This window comes from Vibrio sp. Makdt (genome assembly GCF_027587015.1).
In the GTDB taxonomy this organism is placed as follows: Bacteria; Pseudomonadota; Gammaproteobacteria; order Enterobacterales; family Vibrionaceae; genus Vibrio; species Vibrio chagasii_B.
Genome location: NZ_JAPPTH010000001.1, coordinates 224,995 through 242,711, shown reverse-complemented (window position 1 = coordinate 242,711; position 17,717 = coordinate 224,995). Strand labels below are relative to the sequence as shown.

The 17,717-nt window shown below is 43.1% G+C and carries 16 protein-coding genes; 7 read left to right on the top strand and 9 right to left on the bottom strand.

Annotated features, from left to right (window positions below):
• Positions 1-368: 368 nt before the first annotated feature.
• Positions 369-833, bottom strand: coding sequence for a DUF2850 domain-containing protein (locus OH460_RS01010; protein ID WP_269994229.1), 465 nt, complete (start codon positions 831-833; stop codon positions 369-371).
• Positions 834-1,141: 308 nt separating this feature from the next.
• On the opposite strand from OH460_RS01010, the gene ppnP reads away from it, so the two are divergent.
• Positions 1,142-1,423 (top strand): pyrimidine/purine nucleoside phosphorylase, encoded by a 282-nt coding sequence (ppnP, locus tag OH460_RS01005; RefSeq protein WP_269994227.1) that lies wholly within the window; start codon positions 1,142-1,144, stop codon positions 1,421-1,423.
• Between the two features lie 180 nt (positions 1,424-1,603).
• On the opposite strand, the gene OH460_RS01000 is transcribed toward ppnP, so the two are convergent.
• Positions 1,604-2,470, bottom strand: coding sequence for a pirin family protein (locus tag OH460_RS01000; protein ID WP_269994225.1), 867 nt, complete (start codon positions 2,468-2,470; stop codon positions 1,604-1,606).
• A 157-nt stretch (positions 2,471-2,627) separates the two neighbouring features.
• On the opposite strand from OH460_RS01000, the gene OH460_RS00995 reads away from it, so the two are divergent.
• A complete protein-coding gene (locus OH460_RS00995; RefSeq protein ID WP_269994223.1) occupies positions 2,628-2,909 on the top strand; it encodes a hypothetical protein in 282 nt (93 codons plus the stop codon).
• On the opposite strand, the gene OH460_RS00990 is transcribed toward OH460_RS00995, so the two are convergent.
• Positions 2,906-4,084, bottom strand: coding sequence for a GGDEF domain-containing protein (locus OH460_RS00990; RefSeq protein ID WP_269994682.1), 1,179 nt, complete (start codon positions 4,082-4,084; stop codon positions 2,906-2,908). The two genes, OH460_RS00995 and OH460_RS00990, sit on opposite strands and share 4 nt — an antisense overlap.
• 283 nt (positions 4,085-4,367) lie before the next feature.
• Between OH460_RS00990 and OH460_RS00985 the strand changes: the two genes are divergently transcribed.
• On the top strand, positions 4,368-4,706 hold the full coding sequence (locus tag OH460_RS00985) for a DUF1840 domain-containing protein (protein ID WP_239930874.1): 339 nt from the start codon (positions 4,368-4,370) through the stop codon (positions 4,704-4,706).
• Positions 4,707-4,868: 162 nt separating this feature from the next.
• Here the strand turns inward: OH460_RS00985 and OH460_RS00980 are convergent, their stop codons facing one another.
• On the bottom strand, positions 4,869-6,737 hold the full coding sequence (locus OH460_RS00980) for a hypothetical protein (RefSeq protein WP_269994219.1): 1,869 nt from the start codon (positions 6,735-6,737) through the stop codon (positions 4,869-4,871).
• Between the two features lie 358 nt (positions 6,738-7,095).
• On the opposite strand from OH460_RS00980, the gene OH460_RS00975 reads away from it, so the two are divergent.
• Positions 7,096-10,011, top strand: a complete 2,916-nt coding sequence (locus tag OH460_RS00975; RefSeq protein ID WP_269994217.1) for an alkaline phosphatase family protein — start codon at positions 7,096-7,098, stop codon at positions 10,009-10,011.
• A 26-nt stretch (positions 10,012-10,037) separates the two neighbouring features.
• Here the strand turns inward: OH460_RS00975 and OH460_RS00970 are convergent, their stop codons facing one another.
• Both OH460_RS00970 and OH460_RS00965 read right to left on the bottom strand, forming a co-directional pair.
• On the bottom strand, positions 10,038-10,505 hold the full coding sequence (locus tag OH460_RS00970) for a GNAT family N-acetyltransferase (RefSeq protein ID WP_269994215.1): 468 nt from the start codon (positions 10,503-10,505) through the stop codon (positions 10,038-10,040).
• Positions 10,506-10,616: 111 nt separating this feature from the next.
• Entirely contained in the window at positions 10,617-11,789 is a 1,173-nt protein-coding gene (locus OH460_RS00965) for a DUF5666 domain-containing protein (protein WP_269994213.1), read from the bottom strand.
• A gap of 104 nt (positions 11,790-11,893) precedes the next feature.
• Here OH460_RS00965 and OH460_RS00960 point away from each other — a divergent pair, with 104 nt between their 5' ends.
• Positions 11,894-12,562: a response regulator transcription factor gene (locus OH460_RS00960; RefSeq protein WP_269994211.1), complete on the top strand. Its 669-nt coding sequence runs from the start codon at positions 11,894-11,896 to the stop codon at positions 12,560-12,562.
• Positions 12,534-13,808, top strand: a complete 1,275-nt coding sequence (locus OH460_RS00955; RefSeq protein ID WP_269994209.1) for a sensor histidine kinase — start codon at positions 12,534-12,536, stop codon at positions 13,806-13,808. The genes OH460_RS00960 and OH460_RS00955 overlap by 29 nt, the downstream gene beginning before the upstream one ends.
• A 54-nt stretch (positions 13,809-13,862) precedes the next feature.
• Here OH460_RS00955 and OH460_RS00950 read toward each other — a convergent pair whose 3' ends face one another.
• The 3 genes from OH460_RS00950 to OH460_RS00940 all read right to left on the bottom strand — a co-directional run bounded on the left by OH460_RS00950 (position 13,863) and on the right by OH460_RS00940 (position 16,675).
• Positions 13,863-14,120, bottom strand: coding sequence for a YdcH family protein (locus OH460_RS00950; protein WP_032498145.1), 258 nt, complete (start codon positions 14,118-14,120; stop codon positions 13,863-13,865).
• 156 nt (positions 14,121-14,276) lie between these two features.
• On the bottom strand, positions 14,277-15,266 hold the full coding sequence (gene trhO, locus OH460_RS00945; RefSeq protein WP_269994205.1) for an oxygen-dependent tRNA uridine(34) hydroxylase TrhO: 990 nt from the start codon (positions 15,264-15,266) through the stop codon (positions 14,277-14,279).
• 260 nt (positions 15,267-15,526) lie between these two features.
• On the bottom strand, positions 15,527-16,675 hold the full coding sequence (locus tag OH460_RS00940) for an aminotransferase-like domain-containing protein (protein WP_102426002.1): 1,149 nt from the start codon (positions 16,673-16,675) through the stop codon (positions 15,527-15,529).
• Positions 16,676-16,790: 115 nt separating this feature from the next.
• Between OH460_RS00940 and OH460_RS00935 the strand changes: the two genes are divergently transcribed.
• Positions 16,791-17,660: an AraC family transcriptional regulator gene (locus tag OH460_RS00935; RefSeq protein WP_269994201.1), complete on the top strand. Its 870-nt coding sequence runs from the start codon at positions 16,791-16,793 to the stop codon at positions 17,658-17,660.
• Positions 17,661-17,717 lie beyond the last annotated feature (57 nt).

The window sequence follows — 17,717 nt, the reverse complement described above, 5'->3', positions numbered from 1 at the left end:
TTGAATGTTACGAGAACCAAATGGCCCCATAAGTTGCTCCGATCAGTTTTGAAGGAGCTTCCCCGTCAGTATTCGAGAGAGTTTTAATTTCATAACTGAAAATAAATCTGTTTTCGATGGACAACTAAGAAATTGTATCTTGTTACAAATTTGTTGCTTAATGAGTGAGAGGTTGAGTCCATGTTTTATAAAATGAAATATCGACTAGCATGAAAATCTCATATGTGAAATTTCACGACATGAAGTTATGTAAAGTTGCGGCAGGCTGCATGAAAATATTGTTTAGTTGAAGCAATATCACAAAGTAGTGGCGGCTAGGCAGGGGGGGGCTTTAAGCGTGTTGGTGGAGTGATTTTGGCGATTGAAGGCTATCTTTTGAATTGCTCAGCTAATGAAGCTCTTCTTTGTTGCATGACGCTGTGATTATCCCCGGTAGCGGTATGTTCAAAGCCTTCTTTAATAAATTGCTGGGCAGGTGTGCTTGGCTCCAGTCGTTTTAGGCGAGGTGAATCGTAGGTACCACTGATGGTGTAAACCCTTGGTCCAGAGCCTGTATTTATCGTGACGATTTTACCGTCAAACTCAAACGAAGTGGTAATAAGGCGATGATTGATCATTACCCCTTTTTCAGAAAGAGTCAGGATATCGGTATTGTATGGTGGGGCGCCAATCTCAATCCAAGTACCATGCACATTGCTTGGACTGACGGACTTTTGATGAGCTTGATAAGCAAAATAACCAGCGGTGACGGCAATCATAAAACCTGCTAATAGAAAGCCGTAGAGTAGTGAATTGGCAAATATATCTCTGCTTTTAGTGGGCTTTTTTGCCATTATCTCTTCATTTTTTTGCTTGTACCGTCTTTGAGTCTATAAATTAAAATCTTTGTTTGCAAAGATCGTTAGAAGAGTTAGAAGCAAGATCCAATGTTACGATAAATAGACTTGCTTTGATGTTTTTTCGAGTATTGCTATCAATATTTATGTCATCAATGAAAGTTGCTGTCAGTAAATCTTAAGTTATGCGTATTTATTTCTTGTAGGAAAGTCGCGAATTGGTTAAAACAATTATCACCTAAGTTTACAGGTAGGCTTATTCGTTGAGCCCAATAACTGCAATTTTAAGATAACAAGGAAGTACAATGATTAAAGAAAACACATACTTTGAAGGTGGCGTTAAATCGTTAGCGTTTAATCAATCTGGCGCTGATGTGAGTGTTGGTGTGATGGCGGCTGGCGAATATACCTTCGGTACGGCTGCTCCTGAAAAGATGACCGTGGTTAAAGGCGCTCTGATTGTAAAGCGTGTTGGCGATGACGACTGGGCTACATACCAATCTGGTGAGTCTTTTGACGTTGCGGGCGATTCTTCTTTCGACTTGCAAGTAAAAGAAGCAACAGCTTATTTGTGTGAGTACCTATAAGAGGCCTGAAATTTACTTCTGCTTAATAAGAAAAAACCACGCTCTAGTAGCGTGGTGAATAAGTGATAATAACCGGCAGTGGATAGTGTCACTTGTTTTACAGTCATCAAATGGACGACCAAATTCGTTGTCCGTTGCTCAATCTCTTCAGTACTTTTTTCAAAGCCCAAAGCCCAAGCATTAGTAAGTGTCGAAAACGCCGCTGTTGTAGTCCTGAATAGTTTGTCCAATCTCTTCCATCGAGTTCATGACGAACGGGCCATAATGTACAACTGGCTCATTAATCGGTTGGCCAGCAAAAATCAACACCCCTGAATCTTCTAAGCTCCTCAAAGAAAGTAGTTCAGCGTTGGTCAGTAATGCAAGTTGACCTTGGTTGATGACCTTACCACCGATCTGAATGCTGCCTCGGTACACGTAAACCATGGTATTGTGCGTAGCCTCTGTGCCTAAGGAAACTTCTTGGCCTGAACGAGAACGCCAGTCTGCGACGCTTAATGGCACACCTGTCTTTTGCAGTGGACCTTGTGCTCGTAAAGTTGCTGAGTCAGCTTGTTTATGTAATTCAAACCCACCGGCAATGACTCGTAATAAACCGCCTTTTTCACTTTGATGCTCAGCAATACTTTGACTTTGGAAGTCATGGTACTGCGCAGGCTGCATTTTGTGTGTTGATGGTTGGTTTATCCAAATCTGAAAACCATGAAGTGCACCTTCCTCCATCATCGGCATTTCACTGTGAATAACCCCACGACCAGCCGCCATCCATTGCGCACCACCGCTACGAAGTTCTCCAATATTTCCCATGTGATCTTTATGTTGGAAGTGACCTTGCAGCATATAGGTTAGCGTCTCTATCCCACGGTGAGGGTGAGGAGGAAAGCCGCCAACATAGTCTTTGCTTTCATCCGATTTGAGTTCATCAATCATTAAAAATGGAGAGAAGCGTTTGTTGTTAAAACCAGCAACTCTTTGGATTTTAACTCCATCGCCATCAGACGTGGCATGGGCTGAGATTACATGATCTACGGTTCTTACATTCGACATATTGAAACCCTCATAAGTTTGAATAGGGCTAGTGTATGGAATTAAATTTATAAAGAAGATGGTGCTGCGTTGAGTGACTTATTCGAAAATTTTGAACAGGTAACAATATGAAATTAAGTCTATACTCAATATAAGTTAGACCGCCAAGGAGGCCGCTATGGCAGTACAACAAAAACATGGCGAAAGGCATGGTCGAATGGGCTTTGAGAATGACTTTACGACAGAACAAGGTCAGCGCTTTACTGAGGTTGCGAATAACGCGGTGAAACGTCGCATCAAAAAGCGCGAAGTGGAAGCGCCTTTTGTGCATTCGGCAAAGGAATCTGCGCTGAAAACCGTCACAAGATCTAAGTGGGAAAACCGAAGCCGAGTTAGGCAAGTGGTTTGGATTATTGTTATTGGTCTTGTCAGCCTATGGGCGATGTATATGGTTGGCTAACGTTGGCGAGTCTTTAACAAAGTAACATTGTTTCCCTTTATTCCTGCTTCAAGCCCCTGTTCAATTTTAGTCGAGTCAGGTTTATCCATCGGACACTCCTCTATTAACGTAGAAACAGGGTTGTCATGATAATAAGCGTAACGGTTCTTGCCTGAATGTTTCGCTATATACATGGCTTTGTCGGCACATCTTGTCAATTCATGTAAATCTTGAGCATCTTGCGGATACAGTGATACACCGACGCTGAGAGTCAGCTCTTTTATTCTCTCGTTGGTCTGGCAACCGCTCTCAAACAATCCACAGATCCTGTCTAGAATACCATCGAGATCTTTTTGGGTGGGAATATCGTAGAGCATCAGCACAAACTCATCGCCTGCAAAACGCGCAATTGAATAGTCGTATTCGTGACTTTTTCGATCTCGAGTTCGAATATTGTTGCTCAAGCGATTCGCAAAGTGCTGCAGGACACTATCGCCGACATCGTGACCATAACTGTCGTTGATGCCTTTGAAATCATCAATATCTAAGAAGACCAAGGCGGTAAGTGATCGCTCACTATCGACAGTGGCAAGCTTTTCGATAGCCCAACGTTCAAAGCTCCATCGGTTGGCAAGCCCTGTGAGTTGGTCTCGATAAGCTAAGTCCTCAATCCCTTCTTTATACAAACGCTGAATGTAGCTTACTGCTTTGGTGTAGTAGTAAGCGGAGGTATGACACACCAAGCTCATGGTAAACAAGCTAAGAATAAAGCGATGTGTGCTGTTAAAAGGTAGAGAAAAATTATTGGGTAATGCAGTGATTAGCGTGCTTATGAATAGGCAAAAAGAGGTGCTTAGGATGACGCCAATTCTAAAATCGTTGATGAAGATTACGGCTGCTAAAATCGGGTAAAGCCAAAGTATGCGATCGGGAATGGCATAGCTGTATAAAAACAGGATGACACCTTGCACAAGCAGTACACAGCTAAGAATTAACTCTGAATACTCAGGATTGAAGACCTTTCTTACATAAATCGCATTGGCGATAGCGATAAAAGCAAAACATAGCTCGAACATTGATAGGGTGTAGTGCTGCCCCTGAAAGTAAGCCCATGTGTAAAAGATAAAGAGTGCGGCTGCAGTCATTGAAAAGGAGTAGACGATTTTTTGTTTTCGGGTAGAGCGGATATCCGCCATCTCTTCAAGGTGCCTTCCTACAAGCCTGTTCATGTGATTTGTGCCACTAATTTTGATAATGGTATTAATACTAGATTAAATAATGGGCTACGAAGAGCCTTAGCTGACCATTTAATGTGACTATTATCAAGATTTCATATGAAAGGTTAATTAACGCATTCTAAATGGTGATAGATATCACTAATGGTGCAGCTCGCCAAAAGCAAGCGGACGATTATGTGCTTGCTTTCCAAAGATTTACTCCACATAGTTCTTTTGCCATCAGATTAAAGAGAGACCATTTATGTTAATTACGTTCAGTTGTAAGGCACACGCTAGCGTCACGATGTTTGGTGAAGTCGGCCTTCAGTTTATCAAAATGCTTGGACATAGTGGTGCGATCCCGGGAGCGATTGATGCTTCAGAGGTTCCTCAAGCGTTGAATAATTTGCGCACCGCGATCGCTGCGGAGCAAAGCCAAGCTCTAGATCAAGATGATATCGATGATGACAACGAAGATGAGGTTGTTGAAGCGCCAGTAAACATCGGTAGTCGAGCTTTTCCATTGGTGGAGCTATTGAAAGCGGCTATTAAAGAAGAATGTGAAGTGATGTGGGAAGACGGTAGCGGCAAGCGTTTGTAGAGGTCTTTACACCACATTTTGTGAATCAGTTTCTGTGTCGAGAGCAAAGTGTGTTTTGCAAATAAGAACAAGCCAATAAGATATTGGCTTGTTCATATTATCTAACTAATGGATTTACTGGAGCCTATGTAGGCAGTCAGGCAATCCATAAAGCTTTAATGGCTATGGTGTTAGCATATTATTTAGAATGAACTGTTTCGTCGCCTCGTCAAAAACATAAGCCTCGCTACCGGTTTCTGAAATCCCTTTGTAAGTAATACGCACAAAACCATCTATGGCAGAAAGGTAAGCTGAGTTATCTTGCTTCTGGTAGTTTGACCATGTGGCTTGTGAGTGGAGTGATTCAGGAATCGTCACCTGACGTAAAACCTCACCGTTTAAAGAAATGTCTTTCCATAAACCGAGCGTTGGATATCTTGAAAATTGAGTGTTTCCTTCCGATGCTCTTGAATAATAAACAACGGTTCCGTTAGAAAGAAGCTGTGCAAATACCTCAGCATTTTCTAGGCCTGCCATCGGGATTAAATCATCATGATTGTTAGACGCTGTTTCATGACGATCTGACTCATCGTCAGCAATGGTCGATGCTAAAGTTGTAAGCCATGTATCTGTAACGCCGCCATTCTTGAAAGCGCTTATTCCGTTACACGAGTTATTGAGCGCTTTATAACGATCTGGAGTATCTTCTGCACACCAATCCCCCTTGTAGTAGTAATAAATGTTGTCGTAGACATTTTCCACAGACAGCTTGTATGCTGTGGTGTTATTAGGGAACATTAAGCTTGCTGGCATAAGGTTAGACCAAACATTCGCATCATCAGTTTGATCCATGATAGAACGAACATTAAGACCACTGATATCCAACTGCTTAGCATTAGCAATTTCATCAAAAACTGAACTGTTAGTTTTTAGGGTTACACTGCCGTCTTTATTCGACGTAATACTAGCTAAGGTATAATCAATTGCTACCCAACCGTTTTTGTCGAGTACCATACTACTTTCGTCTGGAGTTTTTTCAAACTCAACAAATTGCTCTGTATCGTAGTCATAGATGAAATTAGTCTCAGTAACAGAGTTATCTGAAGATGCTTTTAGTGTCCCATATGAAATCACTAAGTCTGTACCGGACTCTTTTGCACCATCAAACCAATTGATGCCATCCGTTTTAATGAGCTTCGCAAGGTCGGCTTTCTTAGAGCCTTTATTTGCCTCGTTTTCTTTAATTTTATCTTCAAGATTAGAGTCATCAATGGCGATGTGATCGCGATTAATGCTGCCAGCAATGTCGCTCGGGTTGAAGTTCTCTCCCGCTGCTTCAATATTTTTGACGACTTCATCTAGGACTCGAGTCACTTCTTCATTGATCAACGCCGTGAGCGCTTCTACAGAAATACCAGCACCCGCTGCAGTTTCTGATAGGGCGTCAGTATTCTCTGCCATGACCGATGCGGTGACTTGAGCAACGCGGTGTAGGTTCTCAAAAGCTGCTTTTTGTGAGTCTGCTAGATTGTCGTTATTTTTGGCCTCAATGTAATCTTGAGTTAAGTCGAGCGTTGTACCTAACTTCTCTTGAATAGTTGCTTTGGCCTCATCTAATGATGCGCCACTTTCAATTTCATTTTGTATAAGTGTGGTTAACGGGCTAATAAACTCTGATTGTGGTGGAGCCGTTAAGCGGTAACTTTTGTTCAACACAACTCCTGGGTTATCAGTGTCGATGGTTTGTCCTGCTACAACTTCAATCAACAGAGTGCTCTGTTCTAGTTGCTCTTGAGTTAAGTTCTCAATGGTAAATTCACCATTGTCGCCGGTTACTGCATTTGGCTCATCCTTATCACACACTTTATTGCTGTTTAGATCCAAGCATGCATTAGCACCTACCAGATAGCCATCTGCGGCTTTGGCGGTAAGAGATGCTGTTGTTGCCGTTGAACCACCCGTATCAGTTGTGGAGCTATCCGAACTGTCGCTACCACATCCTGCTATCCCTAGGGCTATTGCCACTGCTAACAGTGAACGTTGACCATTCATGTTAGTTCTCCTTTATTAAGTTATTGATAAAAGTCTTTGACTCAGGAATCAATTGGCGGAATGTCATTGATAAATATGACTATTTATAAATCGAGTGCCATTGATGTGGAATGTATCAAATAGGGATTTCTCGGAAACCGCAGGAGTTTTTATTCTAGAGTTGCATCAAATTTGTATATTTTTATATGCGAGTCATGTCTCTAGTGAATGGTTGGTGTTTGTAATTGATATTATTACCAGTTAATGAGTATTACTCAGGGGGAACTGATGATATGCGGTATTGGGCATATTTGAGTTATTAAAGTAAACTGGAACAATAAGTTACATTTATAAAAACACATTAAACTAAGGATATTTGATGAGTTTCTATTCCCAAAGTCGTGGCCGTGCCTTTTTATTTAGCACTCTTTCGTTAGCGGTTGTATCAACGCCTAGTGTTGCCGATATGTCGACAACGCCTGTCATTGGTGGCGTATTCAGTTCAAGTGAGGTTTTGAAAAATCAGGTGCTTTCAAGCCTGAGTTACTCGGCCACACTAACTCGCGATGCAGCGATCTTTACTATTGCGGGCGTAACGCTTGATGCGTACATTCTCGCACTGCCTTTAGATGCTAAAACGAAAGCGCGGGTGATCGCTCAGTTGTCTAACCCGACTTATTCCATTCCTTTGGGCTACTTTCTCTATAGTTACTACGATCGCTATTCGGGCTTGGGTAGTGAAGATGTATTTAAAGCATACCTATCGACAATCTACGATGATGAGGTATTAAGAGGTTTTGAACATAGCCTCTATTATGTGGGTGCTGCGCCTGATTCTGATTACAAAGAGCCTGATACGTCCACAGAAGCAACCGGACATCATGAGGGCATTCGAATCGACGAACACTTCATTGCGAACATGGTTGTGATCTACGATGCGCTGTTTGAGATTGGCGTTTGGCAAGATATGGACACATTGCCAGAGAGCTACACCTATTTAACTAACAGTCCTGAAGATTTAGCAATCATTAATCAGATTCAACCGATTATTGTCGAATTAATTGCTCAGGCAGCGTCGGGAATGGAAGAGGGTGATATGAAATCGGCAATGCTCGCAATTGCCGAGGATGGTAAGCCGGAAAATGCCGATAAGTCGAATAACAAAGCACAAGCTCTTACTATCACGCTTATTGATTTTGTTCGCTTGAACTTACTCAAAGCCTACCGACAATTTGTTTATAAAGATGAGCGAGCTGAAGCGCTTGATGATTGGATGCAGCAAGCTTTTGATGAGCAGCCTGACTCTCTAATCCAGTTTTTGGAATCCCAACAGAATAAACGTTTTGCTGTGCAAGTGACGGTAGATGGCTTACAGCAAGGGTTGATTGAGGGTTTGGTTGATGAAAATGCCCCTTTTATTTCGGTTGCTTATCACAATCATAAACAACGTAGTCAATATAAGCCGAGGTTCGAAAGTGTTATTGAGCCAGGTCATCAGCAACAAGTGAGGTTCATGGAAGTTCTATCTGAACAAACCTACCGTGATCCACATTATCTGCCTTTCTTTAAAAAGCTTTATCAAGATCATCGAGACAACATTAGCCGCGTCGGTATCTCGTCGACTCCAACCATCAGCGTGCGTAACCTACCGATCATCAAAACGGGCGCTAAGGTTTCTGGTGAAGGTGGTACAGGCGTGCCTAACTTCCACTTTGTCGACAGGGATATCGACCGAGCTTATTACTTCTTTGGGAATGATGCTCTACAGCTTGATGTACTAATGGCAGACAACAAGGTACAGACGATGTTTGATCGTCTCGAATACCTTAAAACTCTGAATTGTAATGCTCAATACGATTGGAATGCGCATACAAGTTATGATGGTCTGGTGAACTTAGGCTTAGGGGAGTCATTACGCGATTACGGTGAGAAACGTTGTGTAAAAGAGCTTCAGGCACGCTCTGAAGTTGAAGTCGCTTTACGAGAGAAAAGAACGGCTTTGATAGAAGACATCGAGGCCTACCAGTCTATCTCCAGCTTTGACTTGTTCACCAAGCTCTCTAAAAAAGCGCTAGTTAAACAGTCGATCACTCAGTTGGCGGAGCTTGATGGCAACGGGATGCCAGATTACACCTTGGTGTATAACCCGTGGCCCGATCATTTCGCCCATTTTACAGGGCCTTTTAGTGATGAGATTTTGATGCCAACCGGTGAGTTAAATCGCTTGGATTATTGGATTCGTCAAATTGAGGCGACTTACCAAAGCGCAGGTGTCTACGATAGAACGTTGTGGGGAATGGCAGGGGATCACGGGTTAACACCTGTGTTCTATTCATTGAATCCTGAGAAGCAAGTTTTTGATGGGTTACAAACAGAGCTTGATTACCCAATTGTGGTGAAGAAAATTTCTTCGGATGAAGGTGAGGGGCCTAAAATAACGAATGCGTTGAATTATCCAAGCTCTAAACATGTTGATGTCGTGGTTGCCTCGACCGCGGGTGGCAACTTTATGATGGATTTCTTTAACTCAAAGCAGGGTTGGACTGTACAGCCTGTTTATCAAGAGTTGGTACAGTGGGCGCCCATTGCAGCAACCAAAGGTGACAGCATTAATGTTATTGACGAGATAGCAAAACGCTTACCTGAGAGTCTCGATTATATGGTGGTGAGAGAGAGTGCCTGTGACGAGCGAGCTTGTTCTGTTCGAGTGATCGGCAATCGTGATCTTAAGCGCGTTGACGAGTTGATCACCCGACACGGCGATAAACTATTTTATGAGTCATTAATGGGTAATCAGGCACCTACCTTATTGAATATCCAAACGTTAAATCCATATCTTGCATCTCCAAGTAAAGCTGATTTTTCTGTTTACTCTCGGTTGGTGGAAAAGTGCGTAAACCGTTCAGTTAAAGAAGATGATTCAACGTGGTGTAGTCGCAGTGAGTGGACGGATTTAACCCAATTGACTCCTCGACCTGATTCGGTCAATCAACTGGCTAACATTTATCTTGAGGATAGAGCCGGTACCATTAATTTGTTCCCTAAAGCGGGAATTGGTTACAACACAATAGTGCCGGGGCGTCACGCTGGTGAAGACTATTTAGAGAAAGATGCATTTATCGGATTCTGGGGCTCCCCAATTGGTGAGAACTCATTACCATTAAAGATCGAAGCCAATGGTTCGTTAGCACCGACTCTCTATGAGTACTTGACCGGAGAACCCGTAGTAGCAGGCGAGAATGGTTGGGGATTCCCTTCATTGTTGAATAAGTTGGATATTACTTCAGCTCGTTAATGTTTTATTCTCTCCCTAATGGCTCATTAATGGTTATTTAGGGAGAGAGTCATTCCGACAAAATCCTCATCACTATCATCAACAACTTGATAGCCAAGCGCCTCATAAAATTGGATGGCGCGAGTGTTGTCTCTGAAGCTGGATAGGGTAACTTGGTTTCGCTGTTCCAGGCGAGCTTTATTATGAATCAGCATCATGACCTTTTGGCCGACTTTTTGGCTTTGATGTTGAGGGAAAATGATCAACAAGTGAACGTGGTATGCGTTGTCATAAGGTTTGAAGCAGGTAAGCCCGACCTTTTGAGAGTCTCTATACACCCAATGGAACCAAGAAGGGTGGTAGTCGTTTGAGAGGCGGTTGCGTTGAAACTCGTCATCCCAGCCAAATACATTGTCGACGTGTTCGAAGATACCTTGCTTAACGGAGTCAAACAGGTCTTCAAACTCGGAGCTTAAGACGGTTTCTAATCTAAGTTCTCCGCATATGATAGTCATTCCTTCTATTTCCTTACCCTGAATCTTGGATAAGCAAACCATACCATAAGCGGCTGATATTTATATTAACTGAAAAAGCCACGTAGATACGTGGCTTTTAAAGTCATGACATTAATCGTTGTCTTCAGCTTCGATTTCGCTAGCGATGTATTGGTTATTCACCTTATACGTTTCTGCTTCAACTCGTTGATTGGTTAGCGTGTCGAACGTTAAGCCATCTTCATAGCGAGTGTTGTGGTTAACGTAGACCGTTTGATTACCAGAAGTTGTCTGAATAACAAAGCTCAATGCGGATTCATCAATACTCTGAACAATGCCTTCTAGGTCGATATCGTTGTCATTCCAATCTTGTGCATCATCGTCGCGTTCAAATTCGATTTCGGTTGCAACATTGTCGCCGTTAGCTTTTTTCGTTGTGACTTCAACTTCTGCACCAACGGTTAAGTTCGATTTGTTTCCGTCTTCGTAACGAGTGCTGTTATTTACAACAAAGCGACCTTTATAGCTTAAATCAAATGATGATTGGTCGTTCGCCACCCAAGTAATAATGCCTTCGATTTCCGTGTCATTGCTGACTCCATCAAAGTCTTCAACTTCGACTTCATTGGCTGTTAGTACAGAGCCTGTCATTGAGCCTGTTACTTCAACCCAAAGACCATTAGATAACTCAGAGCTGTAATCGTCGTTATCGATGTGAGCATTTGAATAATCAACGCTTAGATTTGCACCGAGTTTGAATGTTTTTGCGTTGCTGTCTAACTCGCTAATCAGGCCTTCAACTTCAACTAACTCTGTTAAGTTAGAGTGTTCGAATTTCACTACCGACAGTACTTTGTAACCTGCGTTAGCGGTCGGTAGAGAAGACACCATCACCCAATCGCCATCTTCAATCTCAGTCGAAAGCGCTGAGAAAGTTAGAGGTATGCCGTTGACTTCAAATGTGCCATTTGCGTGGTTGGTATTTGCAATCAGACCTACGATAGTCGGTTCAAGACCAACTTGGGTTCCACTAGCATGAGTGGACGCGCTGCGAGCGTTAGAGGAGATGGAAACCATCATGTTCTTTTCTAGGTCAGCAATCGCGACTTCTTCGCCTGCGTAGTTCGCGCTGCCTACTTGATAGCTATAACCATTAACAACAATGGTATCGCCTGAAACAGAGTCGATCGTGCCTTGGATAGATGAAGGTGTTTGAGCTTCGTTTGTGTTGCTGCTGTCACTACTGCCGCCACCGCAACCCGCTAGGACTAAACTAATCGCTGTAATTAACGCTAACTTTCTCATTTTTATACTCTTTAATAGAATTAATTTAAGTTTATTTGTTTTAATTAGGCGCTATCTTATAGACTCGAACGTGAAGCACTCGTGAAGAAAGGTGAAATAAATCGATGAAAGTTTTGATTGTTGACGATAACCATAGTGTCTCTGAAACCATTGCTGATTATCTCGAGTTAGAAGGTATTGGTATTGACTGCGCATATCATGGTGAAGCGGCATTAAAGCTAGTGGCTGAAAACCATTACGATGTCATTATTATGGATATCATGATGCCAAAATTAGATGGCATTTCGGCGGTCAGAAAGCTGCGACAAGAGCAAGCATGTCGTACTCCTATTCTGTTTCTGACAGCAAAAGAGCAGCTGGACGATAAAATTGCAGTATTCCAAGCGGGTGGTGATGACTACTTGTTAAAACCTTTCGCGATGCAAGAATTGAGTTTACGACTGCACGCATTGGCAAGCCGTGGTCCTAGGCTAGATGTTGGTAAGGTGCGCTTTGCCGATATCACGATGGACTCCCAGACCGATGAAGTGTTTCGTGGTGACACGCCGATCAAGTTGAGTCGTATTCAATTGAAAATATTGAAAGTGCTTATTCGACACGCCCCGGCGATAGTGTCGCGCAGAGAGGTGATTGACTCAGTTTGGGGAGACGAATCGCCATCGAGTGATGCATTAAGAAGCCACATTTATGGGTTACGTAATGCGCTTGATAAGGGTTTTGAGCATTCAAGATTAGAGACGATTCATGGACAAGGATACCGACTTAAAGCGTAACAGCTCAGTCAAAGAAAGCACGTACCCAAGTATCTACAAGAAAATTCGTAGAAGCTTTGGGATCATGACACTTGTTATGTTCAGCATGTTCTGGACAGCCATTTATTTGGCCGAAAACCAGATGGAAGTCATTAGCTTACACCACTGGTTAGATACCGAAGCGAGCCGCTATACCGCAGAGTATGAGTTATATGGTGAAGATACCTTATTGCCCAATCCGAATGAGTTCTCCACCTATTGGAGCGAGAACGAATTACCCCGTTGGTTAAGTTACTATAAAACACCAGGCTTCTATGAATACCTTCTGGGGGCGGAGGACAAACATTTCATCGTTTTGAAGCATCCTTCGGGCAAGGGGATGATGTACATCGTCTTTCAAGATGATGCAGATGATTACCTAGATAACTACGAGTGGAACCTCCACTATTACACCATGCTGTTGGGGGGCTTTATTTCCTTGGCTATGGTTTTTTATAGTGTTTATGTCGTGCGTTCATTGTCACGTCCACTGAATCAGATAGAGCAAAAAATCAGTTTAATGCAGCCCGACCAGCCCTCTTTTGAGGTGACAACTGGTTACGCGGAAACCCGTCATATCGAACAAACTCTACTCGATTCTAAAAACGATATATCGGGCTACTTTCAGCGAGAAGAGGAGTTTAGTCGCTTTGCCGCTCATGAACTTCGTACGCCAATCATGGTAATTCAAGGTTCTGCAGATTTACTCGCCAAAGTCGACAACCAGCCTCCTGTGGCGTTGAAAGCTATCAATCGAGTTCAAGAAGCCAGTGAACAAATGCGTGTTCTGACTGAGATGTTTTTGCTGCTTGGGAAAGAAAGTGTCGATGAACACCGCTTCTCTGAGCATGATTTAGAAACCATGGTCCGACAGCAACTGAAAGAGTTGGCAATTTTGTTTGCCAAACAGGATGCGAGCTACCGCCTTAACGTTTCAAGATCAGCTACCGTGTATGCGCCTGAAAGCTTCATCACCGTCGTCATGAACAACTTAATCAAGAATGCATTTAGCTACAGTATCGGCGACATTGATATTCAATTGACTGAGAAAGAGTTGGTGATCGTCAATAGGCATGATGGTAATGAAACCTATAACGCAGGCTACGGCTGTGGTCTGATTATTGTTCAGCGTATTTGTGAGCGTATGAATTGGCATTTTGAAACCCGAGATGATGGCGAGAGGTTTCATACCTATTTGAATTTTTCTGATGGGAATAAGGTAACTTAACGTTTGGCTAATCACTTAGTGTGACGATTGCGGCCACACTAAGTGTTTGTATGGCTACACCATTTTCAGGGCGTGATGTCGAGTGAGTTGCTTGTGAAGCGAGTCTTTGAGCTCCATGCGTTCTACTTTGAGGTTGTGCATGCTGTCGTCATCAATTGGACTACCAGAGATCTCAAGCTGACGGATGTCGTAGTCGAGTTGATGGTATTTCTGCATGTCCGCTTTGAAGGTTTCGTCGTCGTGATTGAGTTGAACAATGTCTAATTTTAGCTCTGGGAAATCTAAGATAAAGGCATGGTTTTCATTGAGCATTGGCACTTCCTCTTTCATCAAATTAACTTCAGTATAGAACCTATTTTTGAAGATAAATGTGTCCCTAAACACAAAGCGAGAGTAGGATCAAAAAAGGGCACTAACCTTCCATTGTGGATACGTTCATGCCCTTTGTTATTTCAGCAGAATCAAATATTACTGAGCTTTCTTACCAGAACGTTGTTGCTCTTTGTGTGCCAGTTTTTCTTTTTTACGCTGTTCGATTAGGTGAGCAGCATCGCCACCTACGTGGGTTTCACCACGCGCATTTGATAGCTGTACTTGCTTTTCACGTTCACGGAAACGCGCTTTCTGCTCTTCAGAGTGCTTATCAAAACACTTAGGACAGCTTACGCCTTTCTCGAAATGCTCAGAGGCTTTGTCTTCTTCTGTGATTGGTAGACGACAAGCGTTACATACATCGTAGCCACTCTTTTCTAGCTGGTGGTTAACGGCAACACGACCATCAAACACGTAGCAATCGCCTTCCCACATGCTCTCTTCTTCTGGTACTTCTTCTAGGTACTTTAGAATGCCACCTTCAAGGTGGTAAACCTCTTCAAAGCCTTGTTCTTTCATGTAGGCTGTTGATTTTTCACAACGAATACCACCTGTACAGAACATCGCGACTTTCTTGTGCTTCTTCGGGTCTAGGTTATCTTCAACGTATTGAGGGAATTCACGGAAAGTTTCCGTATTCGGGTTTACTGCGTTTTTGAATGTGCCGATATCGACTTCGTAGTCGTTACGAGTATCAACCAAGATCACATCTGGATCAGAGATAAGGTCATTCCATTCGTTTGGCTTAACGTAAGTACCAACAACATGGCGAGGGTCGATGCCTTCAACACCCATGGTTACGATCTCTTTCTTAAGCTTAACCTTGGTGCGGTTGAATGGTTGTTCTTCGTTGAACGACTCTTTGTAAACAACATCCGCTAAGCGAGTGTCTTGCTTGAACCATTGAAGAAGAGCGTCGATAGATTCGCGCTTACCTGCAACGGTACCGTTGATACCTTCACTTGCAAGTAACAAAGTACCGCGAATGTTATTAGCTTCTAGCAGCTCAGTTAGCGGTTGGCGAATTTCTTGGTAATCATCAAGTGCTACGAATTTATACAGAGCACATACAACATATTGAGACATGGTTTTTCCTTTCTGCGAGCTGGAACGTAAATCCAGAGCGGTTGCCTATTCTGATCATAGCTGGACATTGAAGCCTAGCTCGTCATGATGGCTTATTAAAATCCGCCGCAGTATAACTAAGGCGATGTAGGACAAAAACCAACCAAGTGTAGGGCTATTTATCACCTGTTTTATTGTGGATTTATGGTTTGAGGAACGAAAAAGCCCTGCTGTACAAATACAGCAGGGCTTGTGTTGAATCTGTCTTACTTAATTAGCGACTACGCTTGGTTAAGTACTTCCGCTAAGCGCTTCACTGCTTCAGTCAGCTCTTCTGGATTAGCGTTAGTGAAGTTCAAGCGCAGTGCGGCTTTTGCTCCATCTGGCTTTGGATAGAATACTGGGCTTGGTACAACGGCTACACCATTTGAAAGTAGGGTCTTAGCCAATTCAAAAGTATCGCACTCTGGAATCTCAACCCAAATGAACATCCCGCCGTCGACCGCTTTCAATACACAGTTAGCAGGTAGTTGTTTTTCTAGTTCTGAAAACAGCACTTCATAGCGAGACTTGTACAGTGAACGAATGCTTTCCATGTGTACGTTAAAGTCTTGGTGTTTTAGAAGGCCAAGCAGTAAGGCTTGCATAGGAACGCTTGAGTGTAAATCTGCGCCTTGCTTCACTTTAATCAGTGGCTCAAGGTAGCTGCGTTTACCTGTCACCGCACCAATACGTAAGCCTGGCGATGCAATTTTAGAGAATGAACGAAGAACGATAGAGTTGTCAGGGCAGAAAGATGAAACCAACGGCAGCTCTGTGCCTGTGAAACGTAGCTCTCGGTATGGTGCATCTTCAATGAACGCGACGTTGTATTTGATACACAGCTCTGCCACTTTTTGGCGAGTTTCTGTTGTCCAACATACGCCTGTTGGGTTGTGGAAATCTGGCACCGCGTAGAACATCTTTGGCGATTGCTCGGCAAAGCACGTTTCTAGTTCATCTAGGTTAGGGCCAAATTCAGTTTGAGACACAGTCACAATGTTTGCTTGAACCAAGCCAAACACTTGCATCGCACCTAAGTAGCTCGGCGCTTCCATTACCACTACATCATTCGGATCAACATACGCACGAGCAATCAAATCCAAACCCTGCTGAGAGCCAGTACAGATCATCGCAGTGTGAGTGTCTGGCAATTGGTAGCTTTGCGTTAGATGGTCAAGCAATGGGCCGTAACCAGCCGTAGAGCCGTATTGGAAAACTTCAGGCATGTTCGCTAGATTTTCTAGCGTTGGCTTCATTAAATCGATTGGGAATGTTTTCTCATCCGGCAGACCACCTGCTAACGAGATGACGTTTGGATCGCTTGCTGCAGCGAGGATCTCTCGAATATATGAAGATTGAATTTGTTGTAATGACTGTGCGATTTCCATGTGTTGTGTCTCGTCGTTTTTCGTTTTTATTCTATCGCTTGATATTACACGGCAATTGTAAAAACTAGCGTGTCCATTTATGCTCTTAAACATGTCCATTTATGCTATTTAAACGATGTCACGTCAACATATATCTCGAATCAATGATGTTCTGTTCCATATTCATCAAGACATCAGTCAGCCGTTGTCTGCCAAAGCGCTATCTGAGATTGCGGCTTACTCAGAGCAACATTTTCATCGCACGTTCAAAAGTGTGGTGGGGGAGTCGTTACATCAATACATTCGACGTACCCGAATGGAGTATGCCGCTAATCAGTTGATGTTCGATACCCGCTCGTCGGTGGTTGAGATAGCCAATAAATGTGGTTTTAGTTCGGTGTCTTCGTTTAGCCGGGCGTTTAAAGCGACCTTTAATATGTCTCCGGGCGAGTGGCGCAAGCACGATTTGCAGATCGCCGAAAAGCCTTATTTGAAAGATCCTGAAGTGGCGACGGGTTATCAAAATGTCGCACAGCGCAAGCTACCCGAACCCAAAATAGTGGAAACACCTGAACGCATGGCAGCCTATGTTCGACACACTGGCTATAACCGTTCTATTCGAAATGCGTGGTTAATATTGAAAGCGTGGGCGAATTCAGAACAGCGTGATTTTTCGACTCAGTTTGGTTTGCACCATTCAAACCCTGCTTGGGTCGAGATGGATCAGTGTCGCTATGTGGCTTGTATCGCGATTAATGAACCGATTAAGTATCGCAGTGTGGTTAATCAGATGGTGATTCCCGGTGGCTTGCATGCGGTGTTTCGGCTGAATGGTCGTTATGGAGAATTGCTACCACAGATCAGTATGGTACTGGAGAAGTGGCTACCTACGTCTGGCTTCAAGCAACGTTCGACCCCGGCTTATGTGCATTATCATCAGAATCATTTCCTTAATAGTGATGAAGTGTTTGAACTTGATTTCTATCTTCCCGTGAGTTTTTACTAATCGATGGTTGTGCTGTTTTGTTGAACCAGACTTTGCTCTTTTGTTGAGACAAATTAG